Here is a 19,234-nt window from a genome sequence, read left to right as displayed (position 1 = left end):
GTCATCAGGGGTGCTATCAATATATCTCATAATCGATTGTCATCAAACTGCCTGGGCACAAAAAAGGCCCTGCGGGCCTTCTTTCAGGACGGAGCGTTTTCTCCACCATCCTTGAACTTGTCGCGAGCATGGAGCTTGTTGAGGACGCGGTCATCCTTGAGGCTGCTGAAATCGCCTTTTGGCAAATCCATGTTGCCTGAGCTTGGGTTATCCAGCATCAATCGAACGCTCTCCATCACATTGATCTTGCCGCGTGACTCTTCGACGCTCTGGCCAAGAACATTGGCCTTGTCCATACGTTTGAGGATGCCGGTTTCGATATCGTTGTACGACAGCGGGGTTTTGTCACCACCTGACAGCTTGTCTTTCACGGCCTGATCAATCCCTTCGCGCAGCCATGTGGCCTTGTGAACCACTGATTGCGCTCTGTTGGAGCCGTACACCCAGTCCGCAGTGCCTTTGACAGCCTTCATGCTGTCCACACCCATCAACTGCTTGATGTACTTGGCGTCGTTGCGCAGTGCGCGGGCGTTGTCGCTCATGTTGAGCTTGTCGCCCAGGCTTGAGAGCGCTTGGCCAAATCCTGCGAACGCCTTGCCGATACCTGAGCCGATGGCAGGAACGATACCTGACATGCTTTTGAGCTTCTCGCCGATCTCCTGGCGAAATGGCGCTGCCTGGGAGGCCGCGTAGGTCAGAAACCCTGCAACAACTGGGGCCACCATGAAGGCATTGGCGACATCGCCCGGAGTTGCCTGCATCAGAGCGCCGGAGTTCATGGCGATCGCGATGGAGCTGACCAGTGTAACCCCCATGCCAATGGCGCCGATGGCGCGAGATTCAGCGCGACCGTAGTCACTGCGACGGTAGGCCTGGGCCGATTTACGCTTTTCTTCTGCGTATTGGTTAATCGACGTATCGAATTTTGCGGCTGCTGCCTGAATGCTGCTCATATAGAAGTCCTTGGCGCCAAAATGCTGCTATTATTTAATCATATATTGATGAGCGTGGAGTACTGCAATGTCTATCGAAAAAAACACCCTTGAAGATCTGGTCAACGTCGCCACTCAGACGCTTGAGCACCTGGGCTCAATCCATCGTCCCAACCTGGATGTTGATGATCTTCGCGCCCTTCAAAAAATGCAGTCTCAGATTGAGCTGGCCGTAACCGATCTGGCAGCACTGCATACTGATCCAGATGCTAACGCAGAGGAAATAGAACGCATTGGCGGTTTGATCCTGACGTTTTCCCAGACAGTTGAGGCCATTTCCTGAGCTTCCTGCAAGAAAGCTGAATCAGAGCTCAGCCGGGGGCTTCTGATCGGCTTTAGAGGCCCAGGTCAGACTCAAAGATACTGTCTCGAATCGCAGAGGACTTCACCCGTCTTATCACCGCAGGGCAGGGCGCCAGATGATAAAGCTGGCGGGCCTCTTGGGTTGTCAGATCATCCCAGCGCACCTGCGACAGGTCGATGCGCTCAAGCATGAGGCTATTGAGAATTTCCCTGAAGAAGTTTTCTTCGTACTTGGGGTTCATATGCATGTACCCCAGGCACCGGGCGCGGTCATGAACATCCATTGGGCTATTATGTTGGATGGGGAAGTCCTGATCCTTGCTGCTCCTCATTTGGCGCAATAGAAGGTCATCCAGGCCAAAGCCAGCCTGCTCCATGCATGAAAACAAGAGCCGAATAGGAGCGAGCCGATCTTCCAGATCGAAAAACGATTCGCCGATCATCTGAAAGCCGCTGTAAGGCTCAGGTCGCAGGTAGAGAGAAAAGCGAACCGCCAAGACTTCCTGCAGCTTCTGGTGCTGATCCTTTGGGAACGCCATCATCGCCTGATGGAATAGCTCTACCCCCTCAAGCCTGCCTTCAAGGGAGTCGCCCAGCGCTACCACTTCACTACTGCGGGTGGCGAAAACGAGGATATGGCCTAACAGCGATGTGAAGCGTGTGTCCATCTCCACGTGGCAAGGTGCTGCCGGCACCAATTCCAAACGCCTGGGGTCGTCGACATCCACCTGGCGCATGAACAACGTCTCCATGTGGTCATAGCGCATTTTTTCATGTTTATCGGGAAGTTTGGAGGCAAAGATCGCCATCAAACGCCGGTAGTCTTCAAGGTCAGCGAGGTCACCCAGGCAAAAATAGGCGTGCAACCCGAGGACGTGCTCAAAGACAGCCAGGTAGTCGTCCAAATTGAAACGCACCTCACCCCTATCGTCATAGAGGCTTGGGTAGCGGGGGGCGTAAAACTGATTCTCCAGTGCTGCAGCTGCCTCATCGGGATCATAGGTCAGCGACTCCATGATTGAATGAAGTCCGTAACGCAGACTTGAGAGCGGATGGTCTCTTGTTGTGTTTTTCATTTCCTTGGCAAAGGCTGCCATGAGTCCGGGCAGATGATCACCGTCAGTGAGTAAGGCTGCACTCACCAGCCACCGCCAGTGGTTACCGCCCTGGCCTTTGTTGCTTTTTGAATACTCGCTGCCTGCATCCAGTGCCCCAAGGATCGAGCCAAAGGCATCAATCAATTCCAGGCCTAGCTTCACATATCCAGCTTGTTTTTGATTCGAGATGGGGCTGCAGAACTCGTATTCCTGCATCTCACTGATCATTTTCAGCATCTGAAGCTGCTTGTAACTGTTTTCAGATTCCAAGATCAGCTCCAAAAATGCGATCGCGCACCTCACCGGATTGGATGCGCTGCAGATCACGTACAAGTCGAGTGTGGCGATAAAGACCCATGGCCTCAAGGTCTGTCAGGTGTGCATCTTGAATCACTTGGGGATCAACTCGATCAATCAACTTGCCCAGAAGACTCCCGAGCCAAGGCGAGGTGTTGTCTGCGCACACCAGAGCACCGACCAGACACCGCAGGCGACCCGACGGTGTATCCAGGGCCACGTAACTCATGGCGCCAACGCACAACGCCTGAAGCTCTTTATGGTCATCCTCACTCATGGATCGATGTGGGCCGTCGAATTTGGTCATCTTGCTGGCCATCACCGACAGGGAGTGGACGTGGCCCATGCAACGTGCGATCAGCTCCTTCTCAAAAGAAAAGCCGCGAGTGCCCAGCTCTTCCACCAGATAAATCATGAGGGTCGAGAGCCGCCTCCAGTAATACCTAAGGCTTATGCCACTGTTGGCGGATGAGGTGAACAGAAAGTCGCATTGTCCTATGAATTGCTCCTGAACCAGCCCATGAAGACGGATTTGATTGTCGATGATTTCAATGAAAGTTTCAGCCTGCCTCAGAGAGAGGTCGCCATTTTCAGCGCCAGCTGGCTGCGTGACGATGTACCTGAGTCGACCCATCACTTCTTCAGTGTCTACGTTCGGGCCTAAGGCTGCCTGACGCACAGCGTTGTCATAAGCCAAATCGTGTTTGTAGATGCTGTATCTGAGTCCTTCGACAAGGCCTTGGAAGTGATGCTCACTCTGCGTCTTAATCGCCCTCAGCAGGCAAGCCAGGGATTCGTGCTGAGATGGATCTTCGACTGCTTTGGGCAGCGATCTTTCAAGGCAGGCAGCGTAGACGGCCAGGTAGTTGTCCAAATTGAAACGCAGCTTTTTCTCGTCATCGAGCAGCCGTGGTGGCTCGCAATCCTGGAACTTGCCCTTGGCCCGTTGCAGCATGGTATTCAAAGGGCCGGTAGGGTTGGCCTTGAGCTCATTCGCCATGACCGCCAGCAGCTCGGGCATTCTGAAGTCATCGTGCGAGATGCCAAGCATGAACATTTGAGCACTGAAATCATGGAAAGCCCCGATGGGCGTGCCGTTGTAGGCGTCGATCGAATTATGGAAGCCCCGAAAAGACCCAAACTCCAAGTAAATGCTCAAGGCATGCTCAAAGCAAACGGCCAGATACTCAGGGGTACCGTAGACTTTTCGCTCGGCGTGCTTGTAGAGATTTTCTAGCACCTTGGTCTGTGCGGGGGTGAAGGTCATGTTGGGCTCCTGAGCAATGCCAGCAAGGGTAGGGATTGACGGCGGTTTAGTCAAATATTGATGTGTTTTGAGCAAGGGCGCCCAGGAATTCATGACAGATATTGTCAGAAGCTGGCCGAGTATTTGGATCGTTATTGACTGTTATGACTGATCCTGCATAATGGCCCCCTTAGCCCATTTGTAGTCACGTTTTGGGTCGCCATTTTTGAGGATTGGGTATGAGCAAGGACTGGATCACCAAATTGCTGGTGCTCGCTGGGGTGATCTACGTAATCGCCGAGATTATTGCCAATGCCAACCTACTGACGGTTGTGGGCAGTCATCACGTTAGCCATGAAGCGGTCGAGCACATGGAGAAGTTGATGCGCGTGCTCTCTGGGTGTGGTGCGGTCATCCTCCTGTCCAACCTGATCTTGCCGCTCTTTCGCAAGACCCGTCACCGTGTACAAGCCCTGGTGCTCATCGCAGGCTTCATGGGGCCCTTTACCTACCTTGCAGTGCAGCTGATGGTGGATGGCATCGTGGGCAACTCCACACGGGCCGAACGTGACGCAGGCGTTATGGCTTACATCTACCGAATGGGCATGACCAATGGCGGTATCGAGCATTCAGCGGCACTGGTCGCCGACCGTTATGATTCTGAGGGCAAAGCACTACTGGGCAGCATGGGCCTGTATGTGTTCCCAGGCAGCGTGCTGGGGGAGGCCATCACCAGCAAGAAACCTACCTATGCCAAGGTGATCTTTACCGCCGAGATGAACCGCGATGACCTCAAGGGTGAGCTGAGCCATGCGCTTTGGAGGCCTTTTGACGACAAATACAACGACTACCTCGACCGCTATCAGGAAAAGATCAGCATCCCAAGCCACGAGCTCGTCCTTGCCGATGTCCGCCGGCAACAAGACAAGTGTATCCGGTACCGGGCGCGCAAGGACTGCAACACCCCTGACTTCCTGAATTCTGATTACGTGAAGAAGGAGGTCAACAAAAAGATCAAGAAGGATTCTGGGCTTACTGTTGTCGAGGATTATTGGCTGACCGACCGTGAGAGCTTTCGTCGCGCCATGCTGTTCAGCGCCATCAAGGCTGCCAAGGCTGCCAAGGCCAAGGGTCAAGCCAAGGATGTCGAGTACCCTATGGCCCGTCAGGAGTTTGCCAATTCCCCCGATGTTTCACGCTGGCTGTCGGTCATCGGCTTCCCTTATCACTTCAAGGGCATGGGCATGTCCGAGTACTTCTGGGGCTACTATGCTGACAAGCCTCGGGCTATTGCAGGGCTCACCCAAAACCTGCTGGCCATTGACCTGGATGGCTATCAGGCCGAGCAGATCTATCGCAGCATGATTATTCCGCCAGTGGCGCTGTTTCTCTCGCTGTTCTTTGCCACCTTGAACATCATCAGCCTGCTGGCCTCATGGATCACGATCAGGCTGCCGGGACGCTGGTACAAGCTGGGGGTCAAGGTATCGCTGGTAGGGTTGGCTGCTGTTGGCCCGCTGTTCATGAGCAATGCGATCAGCCAGTCGAAGTGGTATGAGATGATCACCGTAGGCATGTCGCAGATCTCGCCATTGCGTTACTATGTCGCCACCTGGATTCTTCAAGTCGAGCCCTTCATCGGGCGCCTTGTGAACTGAAGCTGCAAGAGGAATTTCATCATGGATAATCTGCTCCCGGAGAAGATCCTCAACGGCTCAACCCGCTCCTACACCATCAGCCATCTGCTGCATGGTACGCCGGTATCGCCCACAATCCCCTCTGAGCGTGTGGTGATGAACCGCGTATTGCCGCCCTGGCAGCGTCCGTTCGTATGGGAGCGTGAGCGCCAGATCGCCTTCGTTGAGGGAATCTGCCTCGGGCTTGGGACGGGCAGCTATTGCGTCAACGGTTCCGACTACGAGCTTGCCGGCGAAGAGCGGTTCATGTCCGGATGGGTGATCGATGGCCAGCAGCGCTTAACCAGCCTGGGCCTGTTTCTGGAGGATGCATTTCCGGTATTCGGAAGTGTTTACTACAGCCAGCTCTCGGTTGCCGAGCAGCGCCGCCGCATACTGAATCAACCGTTCCCATGCTTCGAGCTCGAATACCAGGCTGACGAAGAAAAGCTCAAGGAGCTTTACAAGCGACTGAATTTTGGGGGCGTAGCCCATACCCAGTCAGATTTCGAACGGCTGAACGAAAAGTGAGCGAAACCATGGAATTCATCATCATCCTAGCCTTCGCAATTGGTTTTGCCATCTGGCTGACCCGCGACAAGAAAGAGCGTCCCAGCACCCAGAAGGCTGTTTTGGTAAAAGGGCCTACCAGAAAAACCGGGTGCGACACCTGCGCCGGAAATTGCGGGCAGTGCGGAAGCTCTCACTGATATTGTTGCTCCAACTCGAATTAATGGTATATTTACAACTCATCCTGCGACGACTTGGCACCCATCCAGTCTGCACATGAGCTACCACCTGGTGCCTGCACCCTGTGTGGCTTAGTGAAAGGAAAACCGAGATATTCCGCCTTCAGTAGCGCTCCGCACCTGCGGCCTATTGCTTCTGCGAGGATTCCAGTAGGCCGGTAAAGCCTGTCTGGCTTAGCAAAACAACGAGAATCTGCCCGAGACTCTAGAAATTCACCGCTTCATGCGGCCCAGTAAGGTACTCCTGCTTCGCAACCTGCTCGTCAGGCTTAGAATTAGGGATCAAATCCTGAACTCTCGGCTACATTCCGCCTTGTGCGGCTTAGATATAAGGTCTCGATGTCTTTTTTTCGTTCGGATTCATACCGCCTTGCGTGGCTTAGAATTAGGGCCTCGAACCCATCTTAACCAACGATCCATACCGCCTATGCGGCCTAGTGGGGTAGCCACTCGGATCGTCGATTTAGACTATCTACAGATTCGATTTCAAGATGTATTGAGAGTGGTCTACTGTTGAGCTACCAACAACAAGGACAAGACCATGAAATCGTACGCCCCCATCATCGCCCTCGTTACTGCTGTTTTTGCCCAATCAGCTTTTGCTGAAGGCGGAGCCGACATTCGTGATGACGCCATGCGACAGGCCACAGAGCGTGTAATGAGCCAATACAAGGCTGATCACGTCAAGGATGCACAAGTTGCTACGCCTGATGTCAGCCAAAATTCCCCGCAAAAGGGCTAAAGCCCAAGATCTTGCCCCATCACACGATCAAGGTGCTGGCCCCGGACTTTTTCTTTAAAGACCGGACTTTCAGTGAGCTGGTACAGCTTGTACCAGCCATCATCTTTGAGCCGCAGCTTCGTCAGGCACTCCATGGGGTGGCTCAGTATGGCGCCGGAAAGCCACACGTCCCGGTTGCCCAGATATTGTGTTGGGAGCTTGTCTGAAAGCTCATTCACCATGGATTCCAGCACCCGCTCAATGCTATCAAAAGCCTGGTCTTTGTAGGTTGCATAGGAGCGCGCCACCAGAACACCGGTTGGATCGATAGCTTTGAGCAGCATAGCAGTCGATTTGTGGGGATCGTGCAACTCCCACTTCATGTCCTCGTTGCTTGTTAGATCCAGCTTGCGATCCAGGTGCTGGGCCACAGCTTCCTCATCCAGCGCCCTGAACAGGCGAACGCCTTCGTGAGCCTCGTCCAGAATGGCCTTTTTGCTCTCCAACGGCAGGTTGCCCAGGGTGATGGTGCTGCCCAGGTGATCTATGTAAGTGAAAATGTCCTCTGGGCTGATGTTGTCACCCATAAGAATCCGCTTTGCCGGAGAGTCGATGGGCAAGGCTTTCATGTGCGGATGGGTCTTGAGCTTTCGCAGCGTCTCTTCAAAGCACTGTGCGTCAGGTGAACCCTTGATGGCCTTGACCATAACAGCGAATCGCTCTATATCGTCGCTCAGGGCCTCGGTGATTTCGTTGCTCAGCGAGCCTCCATGAAATCGCATGTAGGCCTGGGCATCAAACCTGAGAGTGCCGGCGCCGTCGATGAGGCTGAGCGGGAGCATCTCTGGCTTGTTTTTGCAGGCTTCCTTTGCCATGTTGTGGCAGAAGAAGGTTGATATCTGCTCGATCGGCCCATTCAGAAACAGCGGCTCTTCTCGCTGGGCGTCGGCATAGGCGAAAGCCAGGTTCTCCCCGAAGTTTGGGGAGTTCTTGGTCATTGACCAAAGCATCATGATGCCAAAATCCTGAGCTGAGGTCAGTCCGCTCGATTTTGCTTCCAGATCAAACAGAATTCCCAGCTGCTCAGCCGTTACCTTGGACGAATGAACAATGTCCATCGCCTCAACGGCCAGAACGGCACGATCCGGATGCTCCAGGCCTACTTTGCTGCTCGCCTTGAGCTTTTCCATCAACTTTACAGTCTGCGCTGCATTCACAATCCCAACTCCCCACCAAAAGCCACATCACGTTGCGCGGCACTGAGGTGCTTGAGCAGGGGATTGTGGCGAGTTAACTGATACGCGAGCAAAAGCTCGTCTGCAGACAGGCGCTCATGGAGATTATCCAGTGAGCCCTTGTCCACCGTTTCCAGTATGGCCACGTAGTTATGGAAATGTCCCGTTCCATTTCCAGTCTGATAGGCGCCATCCTTGTTCTGCTTGCAACGCTTGCAGATCTGCTTGAAAAAATCTGCAGCGAAGCTCGCTTCGGTGTACTGATCCTGCGCGACAATACCGACGTCACGTTCGCAGAGCAGGTGGCCCATGTGCTTGTGAAAGCTGGGAATGAACTGCCTGAGAAACTCAAATACTGCCTTGGCCTGAGCCCCTTCCTTTCTTGTGGATGTCCAGTCTTGCTCAAGCCCCTTGAGGGTCGATACGATCTTGGCCACCTGGTGGATTGCCCAGGTCGACAGATAACTCTCGGCCTTGGCAAGCTCAGGCAAGTGAATATCAAGCAGGTGCCTGGAATTTTCGATCGAGCCTACAAGGTGCATCTTTTGAACCAAGGGAGGGAAGGCCAGAATCATGACCTGACTCAAGCGCTCATCGGCTTCAAAGGCAGTAACGGTGTCCGACCCCAGAATGGCCAGGCGCATTTTGGTAGCCATCTCGCCTGAGAAGGGCAAGAGGTTGTAAATGAGCGTATCGGTACTGACCAGTTTTTTCTCGGCCAGCTGAGCGACAACGTCGTATCTCCCATCGTGAATGATGAAGGGAACGTGTTCATCCCACAGTGGCTTTAGGTACTTATCGATGAGCACCAGATCTCGCAGGCTTCCATCGGCGCTGTGGGTGGTATCAAGTGGCGCATACCCGGCGCTGTGCTGGCCTTTCTCATAGAAGGAATCAGCGCGCTTGAAGATCTCGTAGTTCTCAAGCCCGTCGGGGAAGATCTCGGCTTCGTTTTCTTCCATGAAACTCAGGATCTGCGGCACATCCTCGTGCTCAAAGCTCAGCGCCATCGCAAACTTGTCAACCAGCAAATCCTCAAAGCGCATTACATGGTCAGGGTACCTGGCATCGTAGCCCAGCGACTGCATGTAATATTCTTTCAGGTCAGACAGAGGCTTGCCGGCCTGCAGCAGAGTGTTGATAAAGCCGAGCGCCTGGCGCTGTGGTTTGCCCGAGCGAAGCTGCATCTCTTCCTCAAATGGCAGCTTGGTCTCGACAGATGATTTACCAGGACTCTCCAAATCCAGGGTCGGTGGTGATGTGGAGAAAGGGTGGCCGCGCTTTCTCATGTCAAAGCCCCAGGTCAGCGCCGATCACTCGGTCGCGCATCTTGGTGTCCTTGATGTCCTGCAAAAACCCGCTGGAGCGCGTCATTTCGTACAGGAAGACACGAAGCTTGTCGGTCAGGGGTTGAGCCCTGAGCTCTTTCTCAGAGGCCGTCTTGATGTACCACAGACCCAGAAGGGCCTGGCGCTTGGGCTGAGACAGGCTTTGGGCATTGTGCGCAGCCTCAAGGATCTGGATGGCCGCTTCGCTCTGGTACTGCTCATCCACGTCAAACCCTGCCCATGAATTGGCAATGCAGGCCGATGCCAGTTTTAGCAGCGGCATTTCCATCTGTACCGCTTGCTGGATCATAGGGATCAATAGGCGAGGATTCTTGTAATCGTCAGTGCCTTTTTTTGACATCAAAAGCCGAAACAGGTCTTCAGGCAGTCCCGTCTTCACGTATGCAGGATTTTCGAACATGAGTCTGGCCAGGTTGCCGGCGTCATCTGCTGATTCGTAAGACAGCTTTTCAGATGAAGCCTTACCGAAGGCAATCTCCAGGCATCCTCCCAGGTATTGTCCTGGCCAGCGATACTTGCGCAATACCACCGCATTGTAGAGCGGGCTTTTTGTGCTTTTGAAGCTCTCTACGCATTTGGCAGCCACTGTTGAGGTCATGCTGTACGCAGCATCAGGTGCATTGCGGTACAGGTGATCAAAGGCTCGCGCTGCGCCCGACTCATTGTTAACCGCCATCGCATGAAGCTCATTGTGCATGATGCGACTGGGTACAGTGCTTACGATGAAGGTGAGGTCTCCCGTGGGATGGCCTTGTTCGTCAAAAATCTTGAATTGAAGATCGGGGTGGGTCACTTCGTGCGCATCGAGGTACAGCCGATCGTATGTATTGAAACGATCTTGCAGATCCATCTTGTCAAAAAACCATCCGGCGCTACCGCTGGTTCTGGCCTCATGAATCAAGCGATCCATCTTGATCAGGTGCTCGATGGTGTCCGGACTATTGGTGGAGGCCTGCTTGCTGAAGCAATGAAGCCAGTAATCCAGCACCTGATAATCGTTGTTGCGCTCCTCTTCCGTTAGGCCCTGGGCTGTGCGAAACACGTGATGTAGGGAAATGACCAGATCGAGGTAGTTGTCGAACATCTGGGTACTGCGGGCCATGACCACTTCGGCAGCCTCGTCGACGACGCCATTGCGATCCTGGCGGTGCTGAATTAGATCGTAGATGAAATCGATCTGTGGCTCATTGGGCTGGTAGTCGTAAGGCATCAGAAGCTTTCCAGAAAATTGGGCGGGTCAAAGACCTATGTTTCTATCTTACGGGTCGCAGTCAGTACCCATCAACGCACGATCATTGCAATTCTGCGTAAAACAGCCGTACAGGCCTATCGGCTTGAGCGCTTAACCCTCCTCGAAGGCTTTAAGGCGAAGATCTGATAATTCAACGTCCGGATTTTATCAACACAAGGGAGGGGCGTTCCAGAGGAGACCTTGGCCCGGCTGGCATCTGCTCAATGCTGGCGACTTCTTCAGGCTCGGCGCCGTTGATGATGGCGTGGATTCGTTCAGCCTCAAGAATCAACCCGGTCATGCAGTGCATGCCTGAATACAGCGAATAATGGCCGATATCTAATCGACCTGCTGCTGTTTTCAGATAGACATCGATGCTGTTGCAGATCGGTACCAGGCGATGGCCCTTGGGGGCGTCATCACCCCAGTGTAGGCTTTTGCTGCGCCGATAAAGGGCCTGAAAGCAAAACCGATCGGACTCGCTGGTGTACTCTGCTTCCCCTTCATCTTGAATCTTTCCGGCCAGTAGCTGTAGATGCTCCTGTTTGATTTTCATCAACAGGGTATGCAGGGTTTGGAAGTCCGTCAGGGTGAAATCAAGGCTGAAATGCGGAGTCCAGTTAAGGCTTTCTTCCATCGGCTGAGGCTGCAAGCCCACGGTGTACTGAAAATGGTGCCTGGGTGTCAGATCCCACATGTCCCCGAACAATAGGGCTTCGCGAGTTTCGTTGTGCACCACCTCGGCCCTAAGTCTGAGCATGTTGACGGGGCGGCTCAAGTGGTCTAGCACCTTCTGGGCGCTACGGGTGGTGTAGTTGGGGATTTCGAACATCGAGTCGTTAAGGCTCATGGAAAAATAATCTCACTGGCTGCCACATCCTTCGTCATCCGGCACATGGTCAGGCAGGTGAGTGCTCGCTCTGGGCGAGTTGCCCAAGGCGAAGCGCGAGCTTGTGGGCATAGTCAACATGACCGCACGCAGTGCGCTCCAGCATCACCACCTGAGGAAGTGTCACAGCCTGCTGACCCATGGCCTGTACCTGCTCGTGCAACGCCTGGCACATCCTCACCACGTAGTTTGGCTGACGGAAGGTTGGATCAAGCTTCATGTCGTCGGAGTGCTGACCACGCTCTGCCAGAGCTCGCGCAATGGTCGCCTCGAAGGGGGAGGTCGCCATCTTCGCGGTAGCGACTGCCTTGGATCTGGCAAAAAGATTCTTTAACGACCGCATATCGAGCCCCCTGGATTTGGAAATAGAAGTGAAGATAGAGCTCAATATACCCCTAGTCAAGGGTCTATCTCCGGCGAATAATGGCAATATTGATTTTAAAGCTCTTTGTAATTACTCGAATTAAGGTTTCCCCATGAAAATGTTGCCCCTTTTCGCCTTAATGATGACATTGTCCTGCACCAGCTGGGCTTCGAACATCATGCGCACCTACGCGCCAATCGCTCAATCGGCTGTTCATACGGACGTGCCAGCACAAGAGCCAGCCCCAGAAACTCCGGAGCCCGCGCCCGCGACTCCTGGGTTCAAAGTGGTCAACGCCATCAAAGGACAGAATGGAATTTATCAAGTGGAGGTCGACAATCAGACCTTCTCGGCTTATGTGGACATGACCACCAACGGGGGCTATTGGGTGCTAGCCCTGTATTGGACGAACCCCATGACAGCAGCCTCTCAAATGAAAGACCTTGGGGTAGCCGGCAATCCCCTTAAAACTTGGAGCGCAGATCAGGGCAGTTACCCGGTCATCCCCAGTGGCGTTGTCAATGTGTCCAAGGAAGGGATGATCATCAACACCAACCCTACCTGGTCAACCTCCTATGGCGCCTGGCAGAGTTTTCGAATTCAAGAGGCTACCCGTGTCGTCAATGCTGCCAATCCCGTGGCAGTGCAAACGCCGGGTGGCACCATCGATATGTGGCTGCCTATGAACGGCTGGAGCGATGCGACCTTCGGGACATCTGGTTTTGGTTTGTTCACAAAGCCCAACAACACAGGCGAGTGCGGGGGTGCTGGAATCGCTGGCTACAACAAGATCTGTCCTGGCTATCAGGGTAGCGGTAGCGCCAGCCATTTTGACTTCACCTCAAACAAGTTCTATTTCCTGAAGGGACGTTAATCCCTAATCCAAAAAACAAGAGACCTGAGCATGAAAACCAACACACTGATCGCCTTGCTGCTGGGGGTTATGGCGGGACAGGCCTGCGCCGACAATATCATCCGTATGAATGCCCCTATCAAAGAAGGGAAGGCGGCGACCGCCCCTGGTGGTTATGGCGCCTGCCAGAACATCCTTGCAGCCGGAAAGAGCACTGGCAGCAAGGTGTATGATGTCACCGTCAACGGGCAGACATTTCCGGTATTCTGCGACATGACCAGTCAGGGTGGCGGTTGGACGTTGGTGGCCGCTCAGTTCGAAAACGACCCCACGTCTTGGGATGAGGGTGTACAGCCCGATTACGATCCGAGCCTTGGATCAAGAAAGAGCTTTACGCTCAATAGCTCCCAGCTTCCTGTGCATACGCAAACCGCCTTCGGCTCAGATTTGGATGCCACGGCAAGCGATTTTGTGGATTACATTTATTCAACGGGCGATCTGGCTGCAGCTCCAGTGATTGGCAAAAAAAGCGGGATTGCTTATCACATCCACAGAGACAAGAATTATTTCTTCAACTCACATCACCTCTCATCAAGCGGCGGCTCTGCTGCTTTCTGGAACAACACCCTGACCTTTGACAGAGATTCAGCGCTTTATAACTGGGCTTTCGCACCCAATTTTACATCTCCAGCAGGACGCGGTTACTCACTCAACGGGTACCGATACGGTGCTGCCGACAGCAATGCATGGACAGTATGGGTGCGCTGAGGAAACACTTTCGACTTTTGAATGACGTCCGATGGGATGGCTCTGGATTTTGATCAATAGATAGTAAAAGCGGCAACCGTTTCTCAAATTTGATTGTGTGCGGATCAGCTCAGAGAGGGCTATAAGCCAAGATCTCGACCCAGCCTCATGTCGACTCGCTCAGGCCCTTGGCAATGTGGCATCCATACTTCGGGAGAAAAGGTGTTCATGGCTTTTAGGAAGGATGCCTTGAGGGGTTTGAGCATTGCAGCGGTCAGATCCGGATTTTCCAAGAGGTAGGCATTGATTGCGGGCATGGCCCTGATACTGCCTTTCACCTTGTTTTTTTCGTGCAGGCACAACAGGTCGGTCAGGGTTGCCTGGAAATGAGGGCGTCTCGCAAATTCATCGATCAAGGCGCCGAGCATAGCGCCAGTTGTCACCTGCAAAACATGCCCTGATTCTTGCAGAGATTCCCACATCAAAATGGCTGCGTGAAAAGGGATGTGCCGCTGGTTGCGCTTGCAGTTATCGATCACCAGCACAATCCCCTGAATGTACTCAAGCACGCGATTGTCCATCGATTCGCAGGGTCGATTCAGAAGCATGGCGTCCACATATAGCCTGGGCCAATAGCCAAGGTTTGTGGTTAAGCGCCTGATTTCCGCGCCCACTCCATAAGCGTGGTTTTCGCCATTGTGTTGAACAGCCAGTACCAGCATTCGTTTCTCTCCAGCGCTGGCCTTGGAGTCTAAAAGATCCTTGAGCGTGGATACCCTGCTGTCGAGTGGGATTTTGTAATCGATCGCCATCCTATAAGCCAAGATCTCGACCCATCTGCATGTCGATCCGCGCAGAGGTCTTGCAGTGAGGTTTCCAGACCTCTGGGGCGTAGGTGTTCATTGCCCTGAGGAATTCTCCCTTAAGCGGCTTGAACATGGCCTCAGCGACGTCCTGGTGCGCCAACAGGTAAGCATTCAAGGCAGTCAAAGCTTTGGCATGATCCTCAACGCGATTGTCGCCGTTCAGGCAAAACAAATCGGACAGCGTGCGCTGAAATTGCGGGCGCCTGGAAAACTCTTCTGTGACCGCATGGATCAGGTCGATAGTCGTGGTCTGGCTAACCTGGCTGGAGTTACGCAGGTAATCCCAAAACAGAACCGCCTCCTGAAACACGATGTGCCTGTGTTCGCGCTTGCTGTTTGCGATCCCGAACACAAGGCCTTGGGCGAACTCACCCACCCGGTTATCCAGGTCATCATTCGGGTTGTGAAGCATCATGACTTCGGCATAGAACATGGGCCAGAAACCCAGATAGGTCTTGTTCTTTTTGAAATCGCGAACAATCTCATCAGACCCGAAGTCCCCGTGGTGCTGAATAGCGACACCCTGCATAACCCGCTCTTCCGTCATAGCCCTGTAAAGGTCAGACTCACTGGTAGATTTCGGTCTGTAGGAATTTTGGTGATCAATACGCATGGACTACAACCCCAGGTCTTTTGCAAACATCTGATCCCAGCGTGCACCACGATCCAGGGCGACATCAAGAGCGGCGCGAGGGTAGTGCAGTAGCGCTGACTTGAATCGCCTTTCTGGCATGTCGGTGAGCAGCTCCTTCTGCAGATCCTGATTCTGGATCAACACGTGTGCCAGGTGATGGTTGCTGGGGTCATTGTCAGCATCGTCCAGCCACTCATCTGGAATGAAGATCTCCCGGAGCGCCGGCAACCTCATGACGTGGCGATCCATGTCCTTGCTGACGAGCGCTACAAACTCGCCGGGCTCAACCAGAGAGTGCCCACCCACGAACAGAGCTTCAACCAAGCGGGAGGTTTCGCGCATCAGCTTGTTGCCGTGGATCCAGTCGTGCTCCAGAAAATCTGTCACACCCGTCACCATCTCACCCACCATGGAGGGATCGTAGCGGTTGTTATTGATCTTCATCATGGCCAGCAAGTGCAGCACGGGCCACTTGGGGATGCCCACCCTGGTGCCATGGAGAAGATCCATGCAGCCCGGACGGTCTTTGCCCTTGGCGTAGGGCTCAAAGATGGTGCGCAAAGCCTGAGTATCGCGATCATCCAGGTGGCCACCGGCATCGAACACGAATGGCTTGTTGATCAAGCGAAATATCAGGCTGTATCGGCTCAAAGTCCTAAGTCCACAGAAAGCATTTGATCTTGATGTTTGGGGTGCTTGATGAGCGGCTTCAATGTTTTAGTAGGATAGTGCTTCAGGGCTTTTGAGAGCCGATCATCCTCAACTTCTTCAATGAGCTCAGGATAGCACAGCAAGATCTCTTCCAAGGCTCGGCCAAGGTGCTGGGTGGCTGGGTCATCCAGGGCGTCAGGCGCCCAAACTTGAGGAAGAAACAGGTTTTTGTACTTGGCTGAGCCGACAAATTGCTTTTGCAGGTTGCTAACCAGCATCAGCACAAACTCATGTGGCTGTATCGTTGTCAGGGCTTCGTTGTACAAAGCGGCGACCAGTCGGGTGGATTCACGAGCCAGGGCATTTGGACTCCCTGAGCGTAAACCTGCGAACTCAGCAATACCCTCACTGTATTCTCCAATAAGCTCAGGGGAGTAGGTATAGCTGTCACGCTTCATCAAGCTGAGCATAAAGATGACAGCAAGCTCCGAGGGCTCTACCTTGGATTCCATCAGGCGAGCCAGGCAGCGGATAGTGTCCTGCCCATTGACGTAGGGTAGAAGAACGTTTTCAACAAGGTCTATGAGGTCAGGAGTGGCGTATTTGACGTTATCGAACTGATGCGGCTCTTTGGCCAGGGCTATCAAATCCCCATAATTCCTCATTACAGCCCCAGATCCTTGCTCAAGCGCATGTCGTCACGAGAGGGGCGATCCATAGCGACCTTGAGCGCTTCGACAGGATAGTGCTTGAGAGCAGGGGTGAAGCGGTTGTCCTTGATTTTAGTCAGCACCTTCTCCTGTAGCTCCGGGCTCCTGATGAGCGCCTGGCCAAGATGGAAGGTGGCTGGGTCTTCAGTAGCTTCCTCATCCCATTGCATAGGTACCATCATCTCGCGCAACGCGACACGACCCATCCTGTGCCCCTCCATGCTCGCGGTCATCAAGAGCACGAAATCAGCCGGATCAATCGGGCTCAAGCCCGCGTCGTGCAGCGCCGCGACAAGGCGGGTCATCTCTCTGGCCAGGTCGTTGCCGTCTTTCCAGTACTGATCTAAGAAATCCACCGTCCCTTGGGCAAGCTCATACACCACGCTGGGCGAGTAGCTGTATCCATCACGCTTGATCAGAGCCAATAGGTGTAGGGTTGGGTAGACTCGTAACCCGAGTTTAAGATTTTGCAGGCGAGATATAGCACCCGGACGGTCGTCGCCCTCAACATAGGGCAAAAACGCCTCGTTCAGGGCTTTGTCGTAACGTTCAGATGCCCAGCCTGAGTTGTCGTCGAATCCCTTAGGGTTTTTGGCCGTCTCGACTATATCCAGATAGTCCCTCATAGCCCTAAATCCCGACCAATGTAAGCGTCACGTTTCTTCGGTGACAGGTAGGGAAGACAATCGTCCCAGCTGCTGGCCTTGTAGAGCCGGTCAGCCTTCTTCGTCTCGATCGCCGCGTCGATGATCAGGGGCTTGTCGATGTATTTGGACAAGACATTGAAGATTCGACCCGTTCTAGGCTCGGATGCGCCCTGGGTCAGCAATGCGAGTGCTGCCGCAGGGCTTTTGCTCTGCAGACTCAGATAAATCTGGACAAACCCTTGGGTTCGAACATCACTCAATTCGCCGCGTGGCTGGCGCTTTAAGTCGTCCCAGAAGATGATCGCCTGCACATCGTTGACCAGCTGTGCGACTTCCTTTGCCGTGGCAGTCGTATTCCCGGCAAAAATCTCCACCAAAGAATTGCTGCCTTGATCAAAACTTCTGGCAAGCCCCTCATAGATGGACTGGCTTGGAAGAAGAAGGGATTTGGTGAAGAGGATCTCTCTCATGAAATCCTGACGCTCAGTGCTTGGCACAGCACGCAGTTGAGCCATTGCCTCGGGTAAGGGTAGGGCGCCGCTAAGGTAATGGGTGGCAATTTGCTTTGCAGAGATCATGGTCGCAAGATTCCTTGTCATGACCCATGGTAGGCACTGAGATCACTCTTTTTCCAGCTCGCTAGCCAGCATTTGCCTGTTCTTGGGGCTGATCACAATCCAAGGTCACCCGCAAAGTGTGCGTCTCGGTTTTTGCTGTCTAAATGGGGAAGGCATTCAGCCCAGCGAGCCCGGTGATAGAGGACTTCTACCCGCTTGACCTGGACTGCCGCTGCGACGATTGATTGCTTGTCGATACAAGCATCCAAGTAGCTGAAAATCCGGTCGTTGCGGCCTCTGTCCATCCCGCGAGAAAGAAAGTGCAGTGCTGCCTTGGCGCTTCGCGCCTGAAGGGCGAGATAGACCTGCTGCATCGCAAGCTTCTGTCCTGCAGGCATGTTATCGCTTGCCAGGGCGCCGCTGCGGACATCACTAAACAAAGCCCAGTGCAGGTTGTTGACCATTTTTGTCCTCACTGGCGACGGGGCAATGTCCAGCAGCTCAACCAAAACATCGATGCCTCGACTATACCGAGTAGCCACCTCATCTGCCTTTGGCTCGATAGGGTTGAGCAATCCACTCACAAATATGATGTCATCGAGGAACTGATGCTTATCGGCATCCTTGATCCTGTTGCGGTGATCCAAAGCTTCCTGGGCTGAGATGGTGCGATCAAGCAATTGCCGGGAAATCTGTTGCGGGCTTAGCATGGCGAATGATCCTCGTATTACCCCATGGTAGCCAATGAGAGCTTAGCGTTTCCATAAGCCTGCCAGAGCAATGCCGGCAAGCCACCCCCCCGTTCAACCTTATAGCCCCAGGTCGCGACCGATATAGGCGTCGCGCCCAGTCCCTGAGAGATGAGGAAGGCAATCATCCCAATTGCTTTTCTTGAACAAGTGATCGACGGTTTCTAAGCCAATCGCTGTATCAATGATCAGGGGCTTGTCGATGTAGGGCGCAAGCTCACTGAACATGCGTCTTGTCCGTGGGCCCCCAAGCCCTCCAGTCAAAAACCTCAGTGCTGCAGTAGGGCTTCTCTCCTGCAACCCGACATACATTCTGATCATGCCCATCCTGAAAGGCTCTGTCAGGATGTTTTTTGGCTGGCCGCTGTGAGGGATGTGATCGAATATCTTGTCGTGCAAGGGATTGATCAGGCGTGACACACCCTTGATTTTGGGTATCGAGAATAGCTCGACCAGGACTTCCATTCCGCGATCATAGTGGGTTGTTGCCGAACCAGGCTCAGGATCCTTGTCGGAAAGTAAATCACTGCGGTCAATGATATTTGCGATGAATTGCTGACGTTCGTCCACACTGGCACTGTACAAGGACTCATACGCTTTCGCGGCGCTAAGGGTGCCTTCCAGCAGGCGGGTCGCAATCTGTTGAGGGGTAAGCATCTGCATAGGCTCCT

General features: G+C 53.6%; 23 protein-coding genes. 7 read left to right on the top strand and 16 right to left on the bottom strand.

From position 1 onward, the window contains the following. Positions 1–83 precede the first annotated feature (83 nt). Positions 84–953, bottom strand: coding sequence for a hypothetical protein (locus IFT57_RS07860; protein ID WP_192151101.1), 870 nt, complete (start codon positions 951–953; stop codon positions 84–86). Positions 954–1,020: 67 nt separating this feature from the next. Here IFT57_RS07860 and IFT57_RS07855 point away from each other — a divergent pair, with 67 nt between their 5' ends. Next, positions 1,021–1,275: a hypothetical protein gene (locus IFT57_RS07855; RefSeq protein WP_192151099.1), complete on the top strand. Its 255-nt coding sequence runs from the start codon at positions 1,021–1,023 to the stop codon at positions 1,273–1,275. Positions 1,276–1,327: 52 nt separating this feature from the next. Here IFT57_RS07855 and IFT57_RS07850 read toward each other — a convergent pair whose 3' ends face one another. Further along, positions 1,328–2,662: a hypothetical protein gene (locus tag IFT57_RS07850; protein WP_192151097.1), complete on the bottom strand. Its 1,335-nt coding sequence runs from the start codon at positions 2,660–2,662 to the stop codon at positions 1,328–1,330. Continuing rightward, a complete protein-coding gene (locus IFT57_RS07845; protein ID WP_192151095.1) occupies positions 2,652–3,956 on the bottom strand; it encodes a hypothetical protein in 1,305 nt (434 codons plus the stop codon). Before IFT57_RS07845 ends, IFT57_RS07850 begins: the two co-directional genes overlap by 11 nt. Before the next feature lie 218 nt (positions 3,957–4,174). On the opposite strand from IFT57_RS07845, the gene IFT57_RS07840 reads away from it, so the two are divergent. The 4 genes from IFT57_RS07840 (at position 4,175) to IFT57_RS07825 (ending at position 7,102) form a co-directional block, all read left to right on the top strand. Next, positions 4,175–5,593 carry a hypothetical protein gene (locus tag IFT57_RS07840; RefSeq protein ID WP_192151093.1) on the top strand — a complete coding sequence of 473 codons (1,419 nt, stop codon included), beginning with the start codon at positions 4,175–4,177 and terminating at the stop codon, positions 5,591–5,593. 21 nt (positions 5,594–5,614) lie between these two features. Then, complete coding sequence (locus tag IFT57_RS07835; protein ID WP_122531034.1) at positions 5,615–6,142, top strand: DUF262 domain-containing protein; 528 nt, start codon at positions 5,615–5,617, stop codon at positions 6,140–6,142. 8 nt (positions 6,143–6,150) lie between these two features. Beyond that, the gene (locus tag IFT57_RS07830; protein ID WP_163020470.1) at positions 6,151–6,321 is read left to right on the top strand and encodes a hypothetical protein; all 171 of its coding nucleotides are present in this window, start codon (positions 6,151–6,153) and stop codon (positions 6,319–6,321) included. A 580-nt stretch (positions 6,322–6,901) separates the two neighbouring features. After that, positions 6,902–7,102, top strand: coding sequence for a co-regulatory protein PtrA N-terminal domain-containing protein (locus tag IFT57_RS07825; protein WP_192151091.1), 201 nt, complete (start codon positions 6,902–6,904; stop codon positions 7,100–7,102). Here IFT57_RS07825 and IFT57_RS07820 read toward each other — a convergent pair. The 5 genes from IFT57_RS07820 to IFT57_RS07800 all read right to left on the bottom strand — a co-directional run bounded on the left by IFT57_RS07820 (position 7,099) and on the right by IFT57_RS07800 (position 12,128). Then, a complete protein-coding gene (locus IFT57_RS07820; RefSeq protein ID WP_192151089.1) occupies positions 7,099–8,271 on the bottom strand; it encodes a hypothetical protein in 1,173 nt (390 codons plus the stop codon). The genes IFT57_RS07825 and IFT57_RS07820 overlap by 4 nt on opposite strands. 23 nt (positions 8,272–8,294) lie before the next feature. Further along, positions 8,295–9,605: a hypothetical protein gene (locus tag IFT57_RS07815; RefSeq protein WP_244657271.1), complete on the bottom strand. Its 1,311-nt coding sequence runs from the start codon at positions 9,603–9,605 to the stop codon at positions 8,295–8,297. Position 9,606: 1 nt separating this feature from the next. Next, positions 9,607–10,875, bottom strand: a complete 1,269-nt coding sequence (locus IFT57_RS07810) for a hypothetical protein (RefSeq protein ID WP_192151087.1) — start codon at positions 10,873–10,875, stop codon at positions 9,607–9,609. A 172-nt stretch (positions 10,876–11,047) separates the two neighbouring features. After that, positions 11,048–11,746, bottom strand: coding sequence for a hypothetical protein (locus IFT57_RS07805; protein WP_192151085.1), 699 nt, complete (start codon positions 11,744–11,746; stop codon positions 11,048–11,050). A 49-nt stretch (positions 11,747–11,795) separates the two neighbouring features. After that, positions 11,796–12,128, bottom strand: a complete 333-nt coding sequence (locus IFT57_RS07800; RefSeq protein ID WP_244657270.1) for a hypothetical protein — start codon at positions 12,126–12,128, stop codon at positions 11,796–11,798. Between the two features lie 133 nt (positions 12,129–12,261). On the opposite strand from IFT57_RS07800, the gene IFT57_RS07795 reads away from it, so the two are divergent. Continuing rightward, positions 12,262–13,023, top strand: coding sequence for a hypothetical protein (locus IFT57_RS07795; RefSeq protein ID WP_192151083.1), 762 nt, complete (start codon positions 12,262–12,264; stop codon positions 13,021–13,023). 30 nt (positions 13,024–13,053) lie between these two features. Beyond that, positions 13,054–13,770 carry a fibrinogen-like YCDxxxxGGGW domain-containing protein gene (locus IFT57_RS07790; RefSeq protein ID WP_192151081.1) on the top strand — a complete coding sequence of 239 codons (717 nt, stop codon included), beginning with the start codon at positions 13,054–13,056 and terminating at the stop codon, positions 13,768–13,770. A gap of 119 nt (positions 13,771–13,889) precedes the next feature. Here the strand turns inward: IFT57_RS07790 and IFT57_RS07785 are convergent, their stop codons facing one another. The 8 genes from IFT57_RS07785 to IFT57_RS07750 form a co-directional block, all read right to left on the bottom strand. Continuing rightward, positions 13,890–14,561 (bottom strand): hypothetical protein, encoded by a 672-nt coding sequence (locus IFT57_RS07785; RefSeq protein ID WP_192151079.1) that lies wholly within the window; start codon positions 14,559–14,561, stop codon positions 13,890–13,892. Position 14,562: 1 nt separating this feature from the next. Further along, complete coding sequence (locus IFT57_RS07780) at positions 14,563–15,228, bottom strand: hypothetical protein (RefSeq protein ID WP_192151077.1); 666 nt, start codon at positions 15,226–15,228, stop codon at positions 14,563–14,565. 3 nt (positions 15,229–15,231) lie between these two features. After that, complete coding sequence (locus IFT57_RS07775; RefSeq protein ID WP_192151075.1) at positions 15,232–15,900, bottom strand: hypothetical protein; 669 nt, start codon at positions 15,898–15,900, stop codon at positions 15,232–15,234. Then, complete coding sequence (locus IFT57_RS07770) at positions 15,897–16,565, bottom strand: hypothetical protein (RefSeq protein WP_192151073.1); 669 nt, start codon at positions 16,563–16,565, stop codon at positions 15,897–15,899. The genes IFT57_RS07775 and IFT57_RS07770 overlap by 4 nt, the downstream gene beginning before the upstream one ends. After that, a complete protein-coding gene (locus IFT57_RS07765; protein WP_192151071.1) occupies positions 16,565–17,236 on the bottom strand; it encodes a hypothetical protein in 672 nt (223 codons plus the stop codon). The genes IFT57_RS07770 and IFT57_RS07765 overlap by 1 nt, the downstream gene beginning before the upstream one ends. Beyond that, a complete protein-coding gene (locus tag IFT57_RS07760) occupies positions 17,233–17,835 on the bottom strand; it encodes a hypothetical protein (RefSeq protein ID WP_192151069.1) in 603 nt (200 codons plus the stop codon). Before IFT57_RS07760 ends, IFT57_RS07765 begins: the two co-directional genes overlap by 4 nt. A 92-nt stretch (positions 17,836–17,927) precedes the next feature. Then, the gene (locus tag IFT57_RS07755; protein WP_192151067.1) at positions 17,928–18,524 is read right to left on the bottom strand and encodes a hypothetical protein; all 597 of its coding nucleotides are present in this window, start codon (positions 18,522–18,524) and stop codon (positions 17,928–17,930) included. 99 nt (positions 18,525–18,623) lie between these two features. Then, positions 18,624–19,220 (bottom strand): hypothetical protein, encoded by a 597-nt coding sequence (locus tag IFT57_RS07750; protein ID WP_192151065.1) that lies wholly within the window; start codon positions 19,218–19,220, stop codon positions 18,624–18,626. Between the last annotated feature and the right edge of the window lie 14 nt (positions 19,221–19,234).

This window comes from Pseudomonas sp. CFBP 13719 (assembly GCF_014842095.1).
Taxonomy (GTDB): Bacteria; Pseudomonadota; Gammaproteobacteria; order Pseudomonadales; family Pseudomonadaceae; genus Aquipseudomonas.
Note: the sequence above shows the minus strand (reverse complement) of the source record. Positions and strands in the feature narration are given on the sequence as shown.